Genomic DNA, 15,281 nt, shown 5'->3' on the forward strand with positions numbered 1-15,281 from the left:
CATGCTGCCGCGCGTTCATGACGGCCATAGGGCCGCCCCCTTCGCGTCGAAGAAATGCTGGTGCTGCGGCGCCCAATCCAGGCGGACGGATTCGCCGGCGACGACCGCGGCATGTCCGGTCAGGCGCACGGCAATGCCGGCGTTGGCGCCGACCGCGCAGGTAACGATGGAATCCGCGCCGAAGTATTCGACACCCTGGACGACGGCGGGACGGCCCTGCGCAGCCAGGCGTATGTGTTCGGGCCGCACGCCCAGGCGGACGGCGGTGGCCGGCGCGCCCGCGACCGCGGGTTCACCGGTGCCGGCCACGACCTGTGCGCCGCCCACGCTGTCCAGCATCAACAGGTTCATCGGCGGCGTGCCGATAAAGCGCGCGGCGAATTCCGTGCCGGGACGCGCGTACAGGCCGTCGGGCGTATCGCGTTGTTCCACCGTGCCGTTGCGCAACAGCACGATCTGGTCGGCCATGCTCATGGCTTCGGTCTGGTCGTGCGTGACGTAGACCATGGTGATGCCCAGCTGGCGCTGCAGAGACCGGATCTCGCGGCGCATATCGTGGCGCAGCTGGGCGTCCAGGTTGGACAAGGGTTCGTCCATCAGGCAGACCGGCGCCTCGGAAATCACCGCGCGGCCCAAGGCGACGCGCTGCTGCTGGCCGCCGGACAGCTGCGCGGGCTTGCGGTCCAGCAGTGCTTCCAGTCCCAGCAATTCGGCCACGCGCGCCAGGCGGCGGTCGTAGTCCGTACGCGGTTCCTTGCGCACCCTCAGGCCGAACAGGATGTTTTCCCGTACGGTCAGGTGCGGGAACAATGCATACGACTGGAAGACCATGGCGATGCGGCGCTGCGCCGGCGGCAGATGCGTCACGTCGCGCCCGCCGATCAGGATGCGGCCGGAGCTGGGCGTATCCAGGCCCGCGATCATGCGCAGCGTGGTCGACTTGCCGCACCCCGACGGCCCGAGCAAGACCGTGAAGCTGCCCGCCGGCACGACGATATCGATCTCGCGGATCGCGGCGGTATCGGCGTACCGCTTCGTCAACTGCTCCAGAACGATGGCTGCCATGTCCCCTCGGTCTCAGGCTGCGGCCGGACTATTGTGACTGCAAATGAAATCCTTTTCATTGTGCAGTGCGAACATGACCGGACGATGGCATGCAAGCGCGCGGACGTCGACGGTCACGGCGAGGGCGCAGCGGCCGCGACGGTGCCGCCCGCCATCAATCGATGCGGCAGGCGCAGCGACACGGCGGATTCGCCGCGCAGGCGGGCCAGCAATTGCGCGCACGCCGTGGCGCCGATATCGCGGCTGGGTTGTTCCACGGTGGTCAGCGGGGGCACCATCAGCGCCGCGAGGTGCATGCCGTCGAAACCGCATACCGACAACGCTTGCGGCACGTGCAGGCCCAGGGCGCGCAGTTGCGCAATGACCGACACCGCCAGCAGGTCGTTGGAACAGAACAAGGCGGTGGGCGCGGGACGCTCCCGCAAGGCCTGGCGCAATATGCCGACATCGGCGGCGGTGTGCGAGGGCATGGGCAGATGCGCGGGCGGCGGCAGGCCGAGTTTCCGGGCGCAGGCGCGCGCGCCTTGCAGGCGGCGGCGCGCGCGATCGGAAGCCGCCAGGGGACCGGTCACGAGGGCAATGCGCGTATGGCCCTGGCCGGCCAACCAACAGAGCATATCGCCGGCCGCCGCCATGTTGTCCACCGACACGCAGGGATGGGACGGCGATTCGTTGTAGACCAGAACATAAGGCAGCCCGTCCTCGGCCAGCTCGCGCAAGGTGGCACTGCGCGCGGCGTTGGCGACGGCCAGCAGCACGCCCTCCACCTGGTGATCGATCAGGCTGTGCACGGCAGCGGCTTCGCGCGTCACGTCGTAGCCCGTCGTCGTCACCATGATGCTGTAGCCATTGTCGTGCGCCCAGGCCTCGGCGCCTTCGAAGCATTCCGCGAACACCGGATTGCGCAGCGTGGGCAGCGCCATGCCGATGGTGCGGGTGCTGCCCGAACGCAGGCCGCTGCCCAGGCGGTTGGGCCGGAAGCGCGATTTGCGCGCCACGCGTTCGATGCGCTGCAAAGTGTCCGGCTTCAGCAGTTGCGGCCGGTTGAAAGCGCGCGACACGGTGGCCGGGGACACACCCGCGTCACGAGCGATGTCCAGAATCGAGGGCCGGTGCAGAGGTTTGCTGGGCACGGGCAGGGGTCTCTGTGGATTGAAATCGTTTTCACCTTAAAAGCCGTGCATGACACCGTTATTGCAGTGCAGCGCGCGGCGCTTTGGGGGAATACACGAATGGTCATGGGCCGGGGGGCTGGCACAATTGCTGCTGGAACACGCCGGCGCCGCGCGCGAGCGGGACGCGGGAAGGTCTCGATGCCGCATGCACGGGCACGGACCGCATGCGCTGGGAAGTTATTGAATGGCTATGGTTTTGAATCAGTTGACGGTGCTGGACGCCGTCCGCATGCTGCAACGGCGCGAACTGTCCGCGGTGCAGCTGATGCGCGCGTGCTTCGCGCGCATCGAGCAGCGCGAGGACAGCGTGCACGCCTGGGCCGCGCTGGACAAGGACGCGGCGCTCGCGCGTGCCCTGTTGCTGGATAAGGGCCCCATCACCGGTCCTCTGCATGGGCTGCCATTCGGCGTCAAGGATGTGTTCGACACGCAGGATCTGCCCACGGCCTACGGCTCGCCCATCTACCAGGACCACCGTCCTGAAGCGGACGCGGCCGCCGTGACGCGTTGCCGCCAGGCCGGCGCGCTGGTGGCCGGCAAGACCGTCACCACGGAATTCGCCACCTTCAAGGCGCCGCTGACGCGCAACCCGCACAACACCGCCTATACACCGGGCGGCTCGTCCAGCGGTTCGGCGGCCGCCGTCGCCGACTTCATGGTGCCGTTCGCACTGGGCACCCAGACCGCCGCGTCGGTGATCCGGCCGGCCGCCTATTGCGGCGTGGTGGGCTTCAAGCCCAGCTTCGGCACGATTCCGCGCGACGGCATCAAGACCCTGGCCTCTTCGCTGGATACCGTGGGCTGTTTCACCCGGACGGTCGACGATGCCGGGCTGATCGCCTCGGTGCTGATGGACCAGCCGGCACTACGCCGGCTGAACTACGACGGCCCGCCGCGCGTGGGCATCTACCGCACCCCGCAATGGCGCCACACGCTGCCGGAAACGCGCGAGGCCTTGGCGCAAGCAGCGGAAACACTGGGGCGCGCCCGCGCGGTGGTCCAGGAAGTCGACCTTCCGCCGGAATACTGCGCCCTCGTGCAATTGCAGTCGGACATCATGGCCCATGAAGCGACGCGTTCGCTCGCCGTGGAACGGGAACGGCATGCCAGCCAGATCAGTCCGGGACTTCAGGCGCTGCTGCAGGGTGGCGACAAGATCGACGCGGCCAAACACCAGGCCAACCTGCAGCGGGCGGCCGAGATGTACGCCCGCGTGGGCGGGTGGTTCGAACGCTTCGACGTCCTGCTCACGCCCAGCGCGCAGGGCGAGGCGCCTTTCGCCGACCAGGGAACGGGCGACCCGCTGTTCGGGCGCGTGTGGACGCTGTTCGGCCTGCCATGCGTGCATCTGCCCTTTGCGACCGGGCCGCACGGGCTGCCGGTGGGCCTGCAGGCCGTGGGACCGAAAGGCGACGACTACCGGCTGCTGTGCATCGCCAAGTGGATGCACGACAAGCTGCGTCCGCAAGGCTGAGCCGGCGCGGGCGATGGCGCGCCGCACGCGCACGATCTCAGGGGTTCAATAGCCCACGGTCAGCGCCGGCAGGTCGACGGTGATCCGCGACCTGGCCAGCGCCAGCGCGGCGTGGTGCGCGAATTCCTGGGCGCGGCGCGTGTCCAGCGCCAGCAGGTCATAGCCCAGCGCATCGGCCACGCCCAGTATCTTGTCCAGCAGCAGCACCTTGCCACTGGGGCGCAAGGGCTCGCATCCGAAGAACTCCCAGTTCCGGTCGAACCATTCCCGCGCCCGCGCCGTGCCTTCGGGCGTCAGTTCCACCTGGGTGACCAGGTGGATGGCCCGTCGGGCATCGTAAAGGATGGAGACGTCTGCGCGCATTGGTCTACCCTCCTGTCGCTGCGCGACTGCCTGCCGCGTCGCGCGGCGGTGGGCCGGGGGTACGAACCTCCGGCATAAGGGTCATGCGCTGCCGTGGCGCGTCACCACGACGAGGCCAATTCCCACGTCACGTTCACGCCCTTGGCGAGCGCTTTCTTCATCAAGTCCAGCAGCGGATAGGCGCGCTGCTGCAGCCCCACGGGCCTTGCCATGGGGTGCACCGCCGGCGCGTCCGGATCGTTTTCGTGGTCCTCGGGATGGTGGGGGGCCAGCGCTACCGCCTTTTCGATACCGGCGATTGCCTGTGGCAATTGCTCGGGCGTGAACACGCCGCGTTCCGGGAATGCATCGGGCACGGTCTTTCCCGCCGCCCGCAGCAAGGGGGCGGCGTGGTGCGAGAGCATCAGGACTTCCGCGCCGGCTTTGGAGCGAAACGAGATCAGCATGGTGTGATTCCAGGGTCTTTCATCAGAGACGAATTCATACACTACCCCAACGCGGCAAGGCTGCCAATCGCACGCTAGGCGCAGGACGTCGACAGGCCGCGCACCGGGCGCCGGCGCGTGCGTCCGGAGGGCATGAAGATGGGGATGGGCGCTGGGCGCATCGGTCGCGTGGGCAAGGTCGTCGCAGCGGCCGCGGTGGCGGCGGTCTGCGCAGGCATGGCGGCGTGGGCATACGGCGCGGCGGCCGCCGGTTCGGCGGGCCGGGCCGCCGCGGCCGCGGCGTATGCACCGCAAGCGTCCGCGGCGCCACACGGCCCGGCCGCGGCGCCGACGCATGAAGGGACCTGCGCGGTGTCCCGCTTGGGACAGCCTTGCCCGGCCGGCGATACGGCCGCGCAGGGCGCGCCGGCGCCGATGCTGAACCTGGGCGCCGGCAATCCCATCCATCTGGTCACGGGCAACAAATACCAGCGCGAGGTCGACCTGCCCGGCCCGGGTGGCGGCGTGGGCCTGGAGCTCGTCCGGCACTACAACGCGATGGACACGCGCGCCGGGCCGCTGGGACGCGGATGGAGGTTCTCCTACGACACGCGCCTGCACTGGCGCATGGCCGATGGCCGCGCGCAGATCGCCCAGGCCGACGGCAGCCGCATGGACTTTCGCTGCCATGCGACGTGCCTGCCGCTGGGCCATGCGGCGGGCCGGCTGGAACGGCGGCAAGGCAGCGACATCCGATGGCGCTGGCAATGGCGCGACGGCCGCACGCTGCATTTCGACGCCGCCGGGCGGTTGGCGCGTATCGACGGCGCGGATGGGCATCATGTCCGCATCCTACGCGATACTACGCCCGGCGCGACGGCGGGCGCGATCGCCGAGGTGGTGGACGAAGCGGGCAAGGCGCTGCGCTTCACCTACGAAGCCGGCCTGGCCGGCGTCCGGCTGGCGCGCATCGACACGCCCCACGGCCGCTACCTCTATCGCCACGATATGCCGTCCAGGCGTATGGACGAGCAGCAGCCCCGCGCCAGGAACGCCACGCCGGGCGGTCCTGCCGTCCCATCCGCAGGCTCGGTGCAGGCAGCTGGACAGCAGGCGCGAGAGGAGGCCGACGGGGATCCCACGGACACGCGTACTCGGGCCGGCAAGGGCCCACGCCGCGCATTCCGGCTGAGCACGGTCGTGCACCCGGCGGGATGGCAGCGCGAATACGCCTACGAACCCGCGCTGCAAAGCGGCAACCCCTATCTACTGACCGGCATCGCGTGGCGCGTCGGCGATGGCGCCGCCCCGCTGCGCACGCATAGCTGGGCCTACGACGGACAGGGCCGTGCCGTGCTGTCGATGCATGGTGCCCTGGACGCCGCGCGCGACCGCGTCGAAATCGGCTACATCGCAACGCCACAGTCCGACGGCACGGCAGGCTTGACGCGCGTGCGCGGCCCGGCGGGCACGACGGATTTCCATACCGTCATCCGCGGCGGACGCCCGCTATTGCTGCGCGTGGACGGCGCGGGATGTCCGGGCTGCGCGGCGCCCGGGCTGCAAGCGGACTACGACGCAGGCGGCCGGCTGACGCGCTTGAACGGCCTGCATCTGGCGCGGCGCGCGGCTTCGCGCGCCGGTAGCGATGCGCGCCCCGACGATGGCGCCTTGCTGGCGCTGCGCGCTACGGATTCCGGATGGCCGGGCCTGGCCATGTCCTTCAATACGTCGGACGCGCGCGGCCGCCTGGCTGGCTGGTCTTCCGATGCTACGGGCGAGGAAACGCGGCGGGAAGACGACGACGCGCGAGTGATGGAACGGCGTTATGCCAACGGCGATGTCTGGCGGCATGCCTACGACGATGCCGGCCGCCCCGTGGAGATCATCATGCGTTCGGCGACACACGCGCTGCGGACCACGATCGCGTGGCGTGGCGGTTCGCCGGCACGCGTGGATCATCCGCACGAACGCGAGACGCGCCGCCACGACAGCGGGGGGCGGCTCGTGGCGCGCACCGTGCATCGTCCCGCGCTGGCGCCCGGCGATACGGCCTATGGCTATCGCGAACGCTACACCTGGGATGAACACGGCCGCCTGCTCCGGCACGAACTGCCGGAAGGCGGCCGGCTGACCTATGCCTACGATGCGGCCGGCCGCGTGGCCCGCATCGCGTGGGAGGACCGCGGCAAAATCCAGGAGCTGCTGCGCGCCTTGCCCCAAGGCGGTTACGTGCATGGCAACGGCCTGCGCACGCAAGGCCTGCTGCGCCACGGCGACCTGGATGCCCTGATGGTGGACGACCCCGCGATGCCGGGCCGCGCGCCCATACTGCTGCAGCGCCTGCGCTATGACGCCGCCGGCCACATCGCGGGAGAGCGCTTGCACGTCGCCGGCTGGCACGGCGCGTACGCCTACGGCCATGACGGCGAGGGCCGCCTGGCCAGCGCCGCTGCCACGCTGGCATGGCATGGCGAAGGCGCGCCGCATCCGCATGTACCGGCTTTCCGCGGCGATGCGCCAGCGGCTTCCCTCACGCATGCCCCGCACGCCGCGGCGCACCCACCCGCCATCGATCGCACCGCGACACGCATCTGGCGCCATGCGTGGCGAGCCGGGGGCGACGCACTGGCCACGCAGGACGGTGCCACGACGCAGATCCATCGGGCGCGGCGCGACGCCAGCGGCCTGCCCATCGCGCATGGCGAGCTGCGGCTGCACTACGGCCCGGACAGAAGGCTGGCCAGCGTGGCGCGGGGACACGTCGAACTGGCGCGCTATACGCACAACGCCTACGGCGAACGCATCCGCCGCCGTTCCCAGGACCGCACGGAGGATTATCTCTATGCATCCAACCGGCTGGCCGCGATCGCACGCCCGCTTCCCGCAGGCGAAATGGGCGTGGTTCAACGCTTCGTGTATGCGGGCTGGGTGCCGGTGGCGATGATCCTCTATCCCCGGCCGCGCCCGTTGGGCCGCGCCGACGGCCCAACGCACCCGCCGGTCTTCCATGCGGTGCATGCGGACGCCATCGGGCTGCCCCACGCCATTACCGATGCCGGCCGCCAGGTGCGCTGGCGCGCATTGTGGTCGCCCACGGGCGCCGCCATCGCGATCGGCGGCGACCTGTCCATGCCGCTGCGCCAGCCCGGCCATGTCCACGACCCCGCAACGGGCCTGCACGACAACTACCTGCGCACCTACGATCCCCGGGCCGGCCATTACCTGGAACCGGATCCCGCCGGCCCCATGCCCGATACACAGGCCTACGGCTACGCGGACCAGCAGCCGCGCCGCCATATCGATCCGCACGGCCTGCTGCTGTTCGCCTTCGACGGTACGAGCCGCGATCGCGGCGCGCGCACCAACGTGGCCCTGATGAGCGGATGGTACGCGGACGGCACCGTGTTCTACCATCGCGGGCCCGGCTTCGCGCGGCCGCGCATGGTGGACGCCGCCACGGGCGCCTCATCGCCCGACATCCTGGAGACGCAATGGAATGCGCTGCTGCGCGAGATCGCGGCCAGGGGCCATGCGGGTACGCTCGCGATCGACCTGCTGGGCTACTCGCGCGGGGCGGCGCTGGCCATGCACTTCGGCAACATGATCGCCGAGCGCCATCGAGCCGGCCGGTTCTGGACGCGCGATCCCGTGCTGGGCACGGTCAGCGCCTGCGCGGACCTGCGCTTTGTCGGGCTGTTCGACGCGGTCGCGCAGTTCGGCGTACTGGGCTCGCGCAACGAGGACTACAACCTGGCGGTATCCGCGGAATGGCGCTGGGTGGCGCACGCCGTGGCGCTGCATGAACGCCGCAGGCTGTTTCCGCTAAGCGTGCCTCCGGAAGCCAGTCCCAACGTGGTCAGCGCGCCGTTCATCGGCGCGCATGGCGACATCGGCGGCGGCTATCTTCCCCAGCCGGCAGACCTCGAAAGCGCACGGCCGGGCGGCGACCTGTCGGACGTCGCGCTCGCATGGATGCTCAAGCAGGCCGCGGACGCCGGTGCGGCCTTCCTGCCCCCGCCCGCGGCGTTTCAACGCATCGACAACCCCGTGCTGCATGACGAACGCGGCCGCCGGGGCCGGCGCGCCGGCGAAGACCGCGCCGTGCTGCAAGGCGGCGGCGACACGCTGGCGGCGACCCAGGGCGAGCACCCGCGATACGGCGACGCGCCGCGCGCCGAGGTCGAGGCCTTCATCCACCGCGTGCGGGGGTGGACCGACACCGACGAATCCGCCGTGGGCACGGTAGACATGGCGGGCTATCGCGACTGGCTGCGGCGGACGCTGGATCTGCAGCTTCCATCGTGAACACCCCCCAATGGGCCCCGCCAGCCGCGGATCGCGCCGTCCCGATCGCTACGCCTGCCGCGGCAAGCGCGGCGTCCCGGGCACCGGTGCCTATCGGCGCCGTATCGCCGTATGCCGGCCCCGGCGGGCAGGGCGGCGGCGGGATAAATCACGGTATCATCCCGTAATTCGCGGCATTGCGTCCCGCCGCCTGTTCTCCCGTCTTTTCCGAGTCCCCATGCTCCCTGAGCAACAGCACCTTCTTGTCTCTCTACTGCAAAACGCCGTCGGCACCCTGATGCCGGAAGCGCGGCCCGTCATCCTGCTGGAACGCCCCAAGGTCGCGGCCCATGGCGACGTGGCCACCAATGTCGCCATGCAGGTGGCCAAGGCCGCCAAGCGCAATCCGCGCGAACTGGCGCAGGCCATCGTCGACGCCTTGAGGGCCGACGTCCGCGCGCGCGACATCGTCGACGCGGCCGAAGTGGCGGGACCCGGCTTCATCAATATCCGCGTTACCGCGGCGGCGCGGCAAGCCGTGCTGGCCGCCATCGCGGCGCAAGGCGACGCCTACGGCCGCGCGGCGCGCCATGGCGAAAAAGTGCTGGTCGAATTCGTCTCGGCCAATCCCACCGGCCCGCTGCACGTGGGCCATGCGCGCCAGGCGGCGCTAGGCGATGCGATCTGCCGCCTTTACGACGCCGTGGGCCATGACGTCACGCGCGAGTTCTATTACAACGACGCGGGCAACCAGATCCAAAACCTGGCCATCAGCGTGCAGGCGCGCGCGAAGGGCCTCGGGCCGGACGCGGCCGGCTGGCCGGAAGACGGCTACAAGGGCGAATACATCGTCGACATCGCCAAGGAATTCATGGCCGGCGCCGCCGTGCGCGCGGCCGATGGCGAGGAAACCGTCGCCACCGGCGATGTCGAAAACCTGGAGGACATCCGGCGCTTCGCCGTGGCCTACCTGCGCTGCGAACAGGACCGCGACCTGCAGGCCTTCGACCTCACCTTCGACAACTTCTTCCTGGAAAGCTCGCTGTACAGCACCGGCCGCGTCGAACAGACCGTCGCGCAGCTGATCGCCAGCGGCCATACCTACGAAGACGAAGGCGCGCTGTGGCTGCGCACCACCGAACTGGGCACCGGCGACGACAAGGACCGCGTGATGCGCAAGCGCGAAGGGGGCTACACCTACTTCGTGCCGGACGTCGCCTACCACGTGAACAAATGGGAACGCGGCTACCGCTGCGCCGTCAACGTCCAGGGCAGCGACCATCACGGCACCGTGGCGCGCGTGCGCGCCGGCCTGCAAGCCTTGGACCTCGGCATTCCCAAGGACTATCCCGCCTACGTGCTACACAAGATGGTCAAGGTGATGCGCGGCGGCGAAGAGGTCAAGATCTCCAAGCGCGCCGGCAGCTACGTCACCATGCGCGACCTGATCGACTGGGTGGGACGCGATGCCGTGCGCTACTTCCTGATCCAGCGCCGCGCCGATACCGAATTCGTGTTCGACGTCGACCTGGCGCTGTCGCAAAGCGATGAAAACCCGGTCTACTACATCCAGTACGCCCACGCGCGGATCTGCTCCATGGTGGGCCAGTCCGGCGAAAGCGAACCGGACATCGCCGCCGCCGACATCACGCGATTGACGGCCCCGTCGGAATTCGCGCTGATGCAGCGCCTGGCCGAATTCCCCGGCGTCATCCAGCTCGCCGCCCAGGAACTGGCACCGCACCACGTGGCCTTCTGGCTGCGCGACTGCGCGGCTGACTTCCACGCCTGGTACAACGCCGAACGCGTGCTGGTCGACGATGTCGCCCTGAAGCGTGCCCGGCTGCGGCTGGCGGCGGCCACCCGGCAGGTGGTGGCCAACGGGCTGGCGCTGCTGGGCGTTTCCGCGCCCCAGCGCATGTAGGTCGCCATGGCCAAACGCAAACCCGCCAAGCGATCGTCCGAACGCGGCAGCACGCTCTACGGCGTGCTGACCGGCCTGCTCATCGGCCTGGTCGTGGCCGCCGCGGTGGCCTTCTACGTCACGCGCGCGCCGGTGCCCTTTGTCGACCGGGCCTCGCGCCACGCCGACCAGTCCCCCCTGCCCGATGTGCACAACGCCCCGGATCCCAACGCAGGCCTGTACGGCCGCGACGGCGCCGCCGGCACCGCGCCGACCGGTCCGACGGCAACCCCGTCCCCGCCCGTGCCGGGCGCCCAACCCGCGCCTTCCGGGCCGGCGCCGGGCTCCTCGGGCCAGGACGACCTGGGCGCGCTGATCGCCACGCTGCCCAGCACCCCGGAGCCCGCGCCCCGCGCCACGGACAAGCCCGCGGACAAACCCGCCGAAAAAGCGGCGCCCAAGCCGCCGGCCCCGGCGGCGACGGCCAGCGCCAGCCCGGCGGCCCGCGACACCGCCAAGGACGGCGGCGGCAAGTACTTCCTGCAGGCCGGCGCCTATCGGGCCGCCGACGATGCCGAAGCCCTCAGGGCTCGCATCCTGCTGCTGGGCCTGCCGGTGGCCGTGCAACGCGCGGAAGTCAACGGCAAGCCGATCAATCGCGTGCGGGTGGGCCCGTTCGCCCGCCTGGACGACATGAATCGCGCCCGCACCCGGCTGGGAGAAAACAAAATCGAAGTGGCGGTGGTCCGCCAGTAGCGCCGCCGGGTGGAACTCGCTCCCGCCGCGCCTGTCTACCGCACACGTCTTAGACTTCAACCTCGGATCCAGACCGACATGTCCACACTGTTTCGCCGCCTGCTGGCGGTTTCCGCCCTTGCCGCCACGGCGTTGTTCGCGCCCCTCAGCCACGCCCAAGCCCCACAGTCCACCGGCCCGGCCTACCAGGTGATCAATCCGACGATCCCCAGCGACCACCAGGGCAAGATCGAGGTCATGGAGTTCTTCGCCTACACCTGCCCCCACTGCGCCGCGATGGAGCCCATGGTGGAAAGCTGGGCCAAGACCGCCCCGGCCGACGTGGTGCTGGTGCAGGTGCCGATCGCATTCAACGCGGCCATGAAGCCCTTGCAGCAGCTGTATTACACCCTGCAGGCCTTGAACCGCCCGGACCTGCACACCAAGGTGTTCGCCGCCATCCATCAGGAACACAAGCAGTTGTTCACCAAGGCCGCGATGGCGGATTGGGCCGCCTCGCAAGGCGTGGACCGCAAGAAGTTCGACGAGACCTTCGATTCGTTTTCCGTCGTCACCCAGGCCGAGCGCGCCACGCAGTGGGCCAAGCAGGCCAATATCGACGGCACGCCGTCCTACCTGGTGGGCGGCAAGTACCTGACGTCGCCGGTCATGGCCGGCAACAGCTACCAGGGCGCGATCGATGAAGTGAACAAGCTGATCCCGATGGCGCGCGACGGCAAGTAACCGACGCAGGCGGACGCGATCCGCCCCAACGGCCCCAAGCGGCTTTCGGCCATCACCGAAAGCCGTTTTTGTTTTTTACCGGCCCGCCATGTCGAGCGCCTGCCGCAGATCATCGATCAGGTCCTGCGGCGATTCCAAGCCGATATGCAGCCGTACCACCGCCTGGGCGTCGCCCTGCCAATAACGGTGGCCCGCCAGCATCTGCAGCGACACCAGCTGCACCAGGCTTTCGAAGCCGCCCCATGAATAACCGATGCTGAACAGCCGCAGGCTGTCGACGAACACCCTCGCCTGCGCCGGCGCGAGCCGCAGCGCCACGGACATCATGCCGTTGGACCCGGTACAGTCGCGCTGCCACAGCGCGTGCCCGGGATCGGACGGCAGGGCGGGATGATAGATGCGCGCCACCTCCGGCCGCGCCGCCAGGAACTCGCAGACCTGCAAGGCATTGCGCGCGTGCTGCGGCATGCGCAGCGGCAGGGTGCGCACGCCACGCAGCGCCAGCCAGGCATCGTCCGCGCTGATCGAGTACCCCATGGCGTACTGCGTTTTGTTGATGCGCCGCGCCAGTTCCTCGTCGTTGGTCACCACCGCGCCCAGCATCAGGTCCGAATGCCCGCCGACGTACTTGGTGCCCGCCACCACGGATACCTGCGCGCCCAGCGCCAGGGGCTGGTAGATATAGCCCGAGCCCCAGGTGTTGTCGCTGGCCAGCACCAGCCCATGCTGCCGCGCCTTTTCCGCCAGGGCCGGGATATCGAGCATTTCGAACAGCAGCGAGCCGGGCGATTCCACGTATATCAGTTTGGTGTTCGGGCGCACCAGCGCATCGATGTCATCGTGATTCGGCGCGAAATACGTGATCTCGATACCCAGCCGGCCCAGTACGGCCTGGTCCAGGGCATGCACGGGACCATAGACGTTGTCCGCCACCAGCGCGTGTTCGCCGGCCGACAGCAGCGACATGAAGGCCAGCGTGATGGCCGACAAACCGGAGGGCGCCAGGTAGCAGTGGGTGCCCTGTTCCAGATGCTTGAAGACATCTTCCAGCGCCACGTGGGTGTCCAGGCCCATGCGGCCATACGCCACCACGCGTTCGCCCGCGGCCTTGCGGCGTTCCGCGTTGTCCAGCGCGTCCAGGTTCTGGAAGCGCACGGTACTGGTGCGCACCGGCGGCAGCCCCACGGGCGCCGCGCCGGTGGCGGGATCGAAGTCGGCGATGCCGGTATGCTGCAGCAACGTATCTAGATGCTTGGATGGAGAGGCCATGAGGACAGGGAAAGGAAGATGGCAAGCGGATTGCCGATTCCCCTATCATGCCACTTTCGATGGCGGCCTTCTTCCATGCCGGATCTCCATACCCTGACCACCTTCTTCGGCATCGCTGTGCTGCTGGCGCTGTCGCCGGGGCCTGACAACCTCTTCGTGCTGATGCAATCGGCGCTGTGGGGCCGGTCCGCGGGCCTGATGGTGGTGCTGGGCCTGTGCACGGGACTGCTGGGCCATACGGCGGCGGTCGCGGTGGGCCTGGCCGCGGTCTTCGCCGCATCCCCCTTGGCCTTCACGGTGCTGAAATGGGCGGGCGCGGCGTACCTGGCCTACCTGGCATGGCAGGCATTCCGCGCACCGGCCGGTGCGGCCGGACGCGCGACGCCGCCGCGCATGAAGCCCGCCGCGCTGTACGCGCGCGGCATCGTCATGAACCTGACGAATCCCAAGGTGCTGCTGTTCTTCCTGGCTTTCCTGCCGCAGTTCGCGACGCCGGCGGCGGGCCCGGTCGGTCCGCAGATCGTGGTCCTGGGCGGGGTCTTCATGCTCGCGACCTTGCTGGTGTTCGGCGCCATCGCGTTCTTCTCTGGCGCGGCGGGCGCACTGCTGCAGCGCTCGGCGCGCGCACGGCGCATCTTGTATACCTGCGCCGGCCTGGTCTTCGCGGGATTGGCGCTGCGATTGGCAACGTCGGTGCGCTAGGGCCCGCTAACGCCAGGCGGACCGCTCAGGCCGCCACGAAGCGCACCACGCCATCGTCGCCGGTACGGCGCGTCAAGCGCCCTTCGAAGTACAAGGCATGCAGATGCGCCAGCGCCTCGCCCATGGCGAAGGTCAGCTGGTGCAGGTCCAGCTTGCGCTTGAACAGCACCGGCACCACATCCGAGGCGCTGCAAGGCTGCGCGCAAGCCTCCATCACTTCGGCCAGACGGTCCGCATGGTGGGCATGCTGCTGCGCGATGCGCTCGTGCAGCCCCTTGAACGGCCGTCCATGCGAAGGCAGCACCAGCGCATCGGCCGGCAGATCGCCATAGGCGTCCAGGGAACGCAGGTACAAGGGCAGCGGGTTGGCTTCGGGTTCGTAATTGAAGACGCTGACGTTGGTGGATATGCGCGGCAACACCATGTCGCCGGAAATCAATACATTCAGCGCGGCACAGTACAGCGACGCGTGTTCGGGCGCATGGCCGTGGCCGACGATGACCCGCCATTCATGCGCGCCCACGCGAATGCGGTCGCCGTCCAGGATGCGCGTGAAGCGCGCGGGCATCGCCGGCACCAGGTTGGGGTAGTAGCCCGCGCGCTCGCGGATCTGCTGCTGCGCTTGCGGGTCCGCCAGGCCATGGCGGGCGAAGTGCGCCACGGCGTCATCGCCGCCGGCACCGGCGCCACCATTGGACGTTGCGCTGCCGCGCGAGAACAGGCAGGCGACGGCATAGTCCGTCATCGTCATCCACAGCGGCGCATCCCAGCGCCGGCATATCCATTCCGCCAGGCCGACGTGGTCCGGATGCATGTGGGTGACCAGCACGCGCAGCACGGGCAAGCCGTCCAGCTGCTCCTCGAAGATGCGCTCCCACAGCGTCCTGACCTCGTCGCGGCTGATGCCGGTATCGACCACCGTCCATCCCTGGCGGCCATCGATTTCATCGCGCAGCAACCACAGGTTGATGTGGTCCAGGGCAAAAGGCAGCGGCATGCGTATCCACCGCACGCCGGGGGCGACCTCGTCGGCGACGCCCGGCTCGGGCTGGCTGTCGCCCCACGGGTACTCCAGCTTGTGCTCATTTGGATTCATGACGGCATCTCCCAGCTTGACGGTGGCGTTCAGGCCATCATAA

12 protein-coding genes are annotated in these 15,281 nt (G+C 69.2%); 6 read left to right on the forward strand and 6 right to left on the reverse strand.

What is annotated here, in order from left to right; all coding sequences use genetic code 11:
- Positions 1–15: 15 nt before the first annotated feature.
- Together AKI39_RS00780 and AKI39_RS00785 are read right to left on the reverse strand one after the other, a co-directional pair.
- A complete protein-coding gene (locus tag AKI39_RS00780) occupies positions 16–1,065 on the reverse strand; it encodes an ABC transporter ATP-binding protein (protein WP_066631545.1) in 1,050 nt (349 codons plus the stop codon).
- Between the two features lie 113 nt (positions 1,066–1,178).
- Positions 1,179–2,198, reverse strand: coding sequence for a LacI family DNA-binding transcriptional regulator (locus AKI39_RS00785; RefSeq protein WP_066631547.1), 1,020 nt, complete (start codon positions 2,196–2,198; stop codon positions 1,179–1,181).
- A 232-nt stretch (positions 2,199–2,430) separates the two neighbouring features.
- Here AKI39_RS00785 and AKI39_RS00790 point away from each other — a divergent pair, with 232 nt between their 5' ends.
- Positions 2,431–3,714, forward strand: coding sequence for an amidase (locus tag AKI39_RS00790; protein WP_145925379.1), 1,284 nt, complete (start codon positions 2,431–2,433; stop codon positions 3,712–3,714).
- 45 nt (positions 3,715–3,759) lie between these two features.
- Here AKI39_RS00790 and AKI39_RS00795 read toward each other — a convergent pair whose 3' ends face one another.
- The gene (locus AKI39_RS00795) at positions 3,760–4,077 is read right to left on the reverse strand and encodes a hypothetical protein (RefSeq protein ID WP_066631551.1); all 318 of its coding nucleotides are present in this window, start codon (positions 4,075–4,077) and stop codon (positions 3,760–3,762) included.
- A 101-nt stretch (positions 4,078–4,178) separates the two neighbouring features.
- Complete coding sequence (locus tag AKI39_RS00800; RefSeq protein WP_066631553.1) at positions 4,179–4,523, reverse strand: DUF1840 domain-containing protein; 345 nt, start codon at positions 4,521–4,523, stop codon at positions 4,179–4,181.
- 138 nt (positions 4,524–4,661) lie between these two features.
- On the opposite strand from AKI39_RS00800, the gene AKI39_RS00805 reads away from it, so the two are divergent.
- The 4 genes from AKI39_RS00805 (at position 4,662) to AKI39_RS00820 (ending at position 12,171) form a co-directional block, all read left to right on the forward strand.
- On the forward strand, positions 4,662–8,810 hold the full coding sequence (locus AKI39_RS00805) for a DUF6531 domain-containing protein (protein ID WP_158515138.1): 4,149 nt from the start codon (positions 4,662–4,664) through the stop codon (positions 8,808–8,810).
- A 217-nt stretch (positions 8,811–9,027) separates the two neighbouring features.
- Positions 9,028–10,713, forward strand: a complete 1,686-nt coding sequence (gene argS / locus AKI39_RS00810; protein WP_066631557.1) for an arginine--tRNA ligase — start codon at positions 9,028–9,030, stop codon at positions 10,711–10,713.
- 6 nt (positions 10,714–10,719) lie between these two features.
- Complete coding sequence (locus AKI39_RS00815; protein ID WP_066631559.1) at positions 10,720–11,448, forward strand: SPOR domain-containing protein; 729 nt, start codon at positions 10,720–10,722, stop codon at positions 11,446–11,448.
- Between the two features lie 78 nt (positions 11,449–11,526).
- Complete coding sequence (locus AKI39_RS00820) at positions 11,527–12,171, forward strand: thiol:disulfide interchange protein DsbA/DsbL (protein ID WP_066631561.1); 645 nt, start codon at positions 11,527–11,529, stop codon at positions 12,169–12,171.
- A 75-nt stretch (positions 12,172–12,246) separates the two neighbouring features.
- On the opposite strand, the gene metC is transcribed toward AKI39_RS00820, so the two are convergent.
- Entirely contained in the window at positions 12,247–13,440 is a 1,194-nt protein-coding gene (gene metC / locus AKI39_RS00825; RefSeq protein WP_066631562.1) for a cystathionine beta-lyase, read from the reverse strand.
- A gap of 75 nt (positions 13,441–13,515) precedes the next feature.
- Here metC and AKI39_RS00830 point away from each other — a divergent pair, with 75 nt between their 5' ends.
- On the forward strand, positions 13,516–14,142 hold the full coding sequence (locus tag AKI39_RS00830; RefSeq protein WP_066631564.1) for a LysE family translocator: 627 nt from the start codon (positions 13,516–13,518) through the stop codon (positions 14,140–14,142).
- Positions 14,143–14,167: 25 nt separating this feature from the next.
- Here the strand turns inward: AKI39_RS00830 and AKI39_RS00835 are convergent, their stop codons facing one another.
- Positions 14,168–15,238, reverse strand: a complete 1,071-nt coding sequence (locus tag AKI39_RS00835) for an MBL fold metallo-hydrolase (protein ID WP_066641905.1) — start codon at positions 15,236–15,238, stop codon at positions 14,168–14,170.
- Positions 15,239–15,281 lie beyond the last annotated feature (43 nt).

The sequence above is a fragment of the Bordetella sp. H567 genome (assembly GCF_001704295.1).
Lineage (GTDB): Bacteria > Pseudomonadota > Gammaproteobacteria > Burkholderiales > Burkholderiaceae_B > Bordetella_C.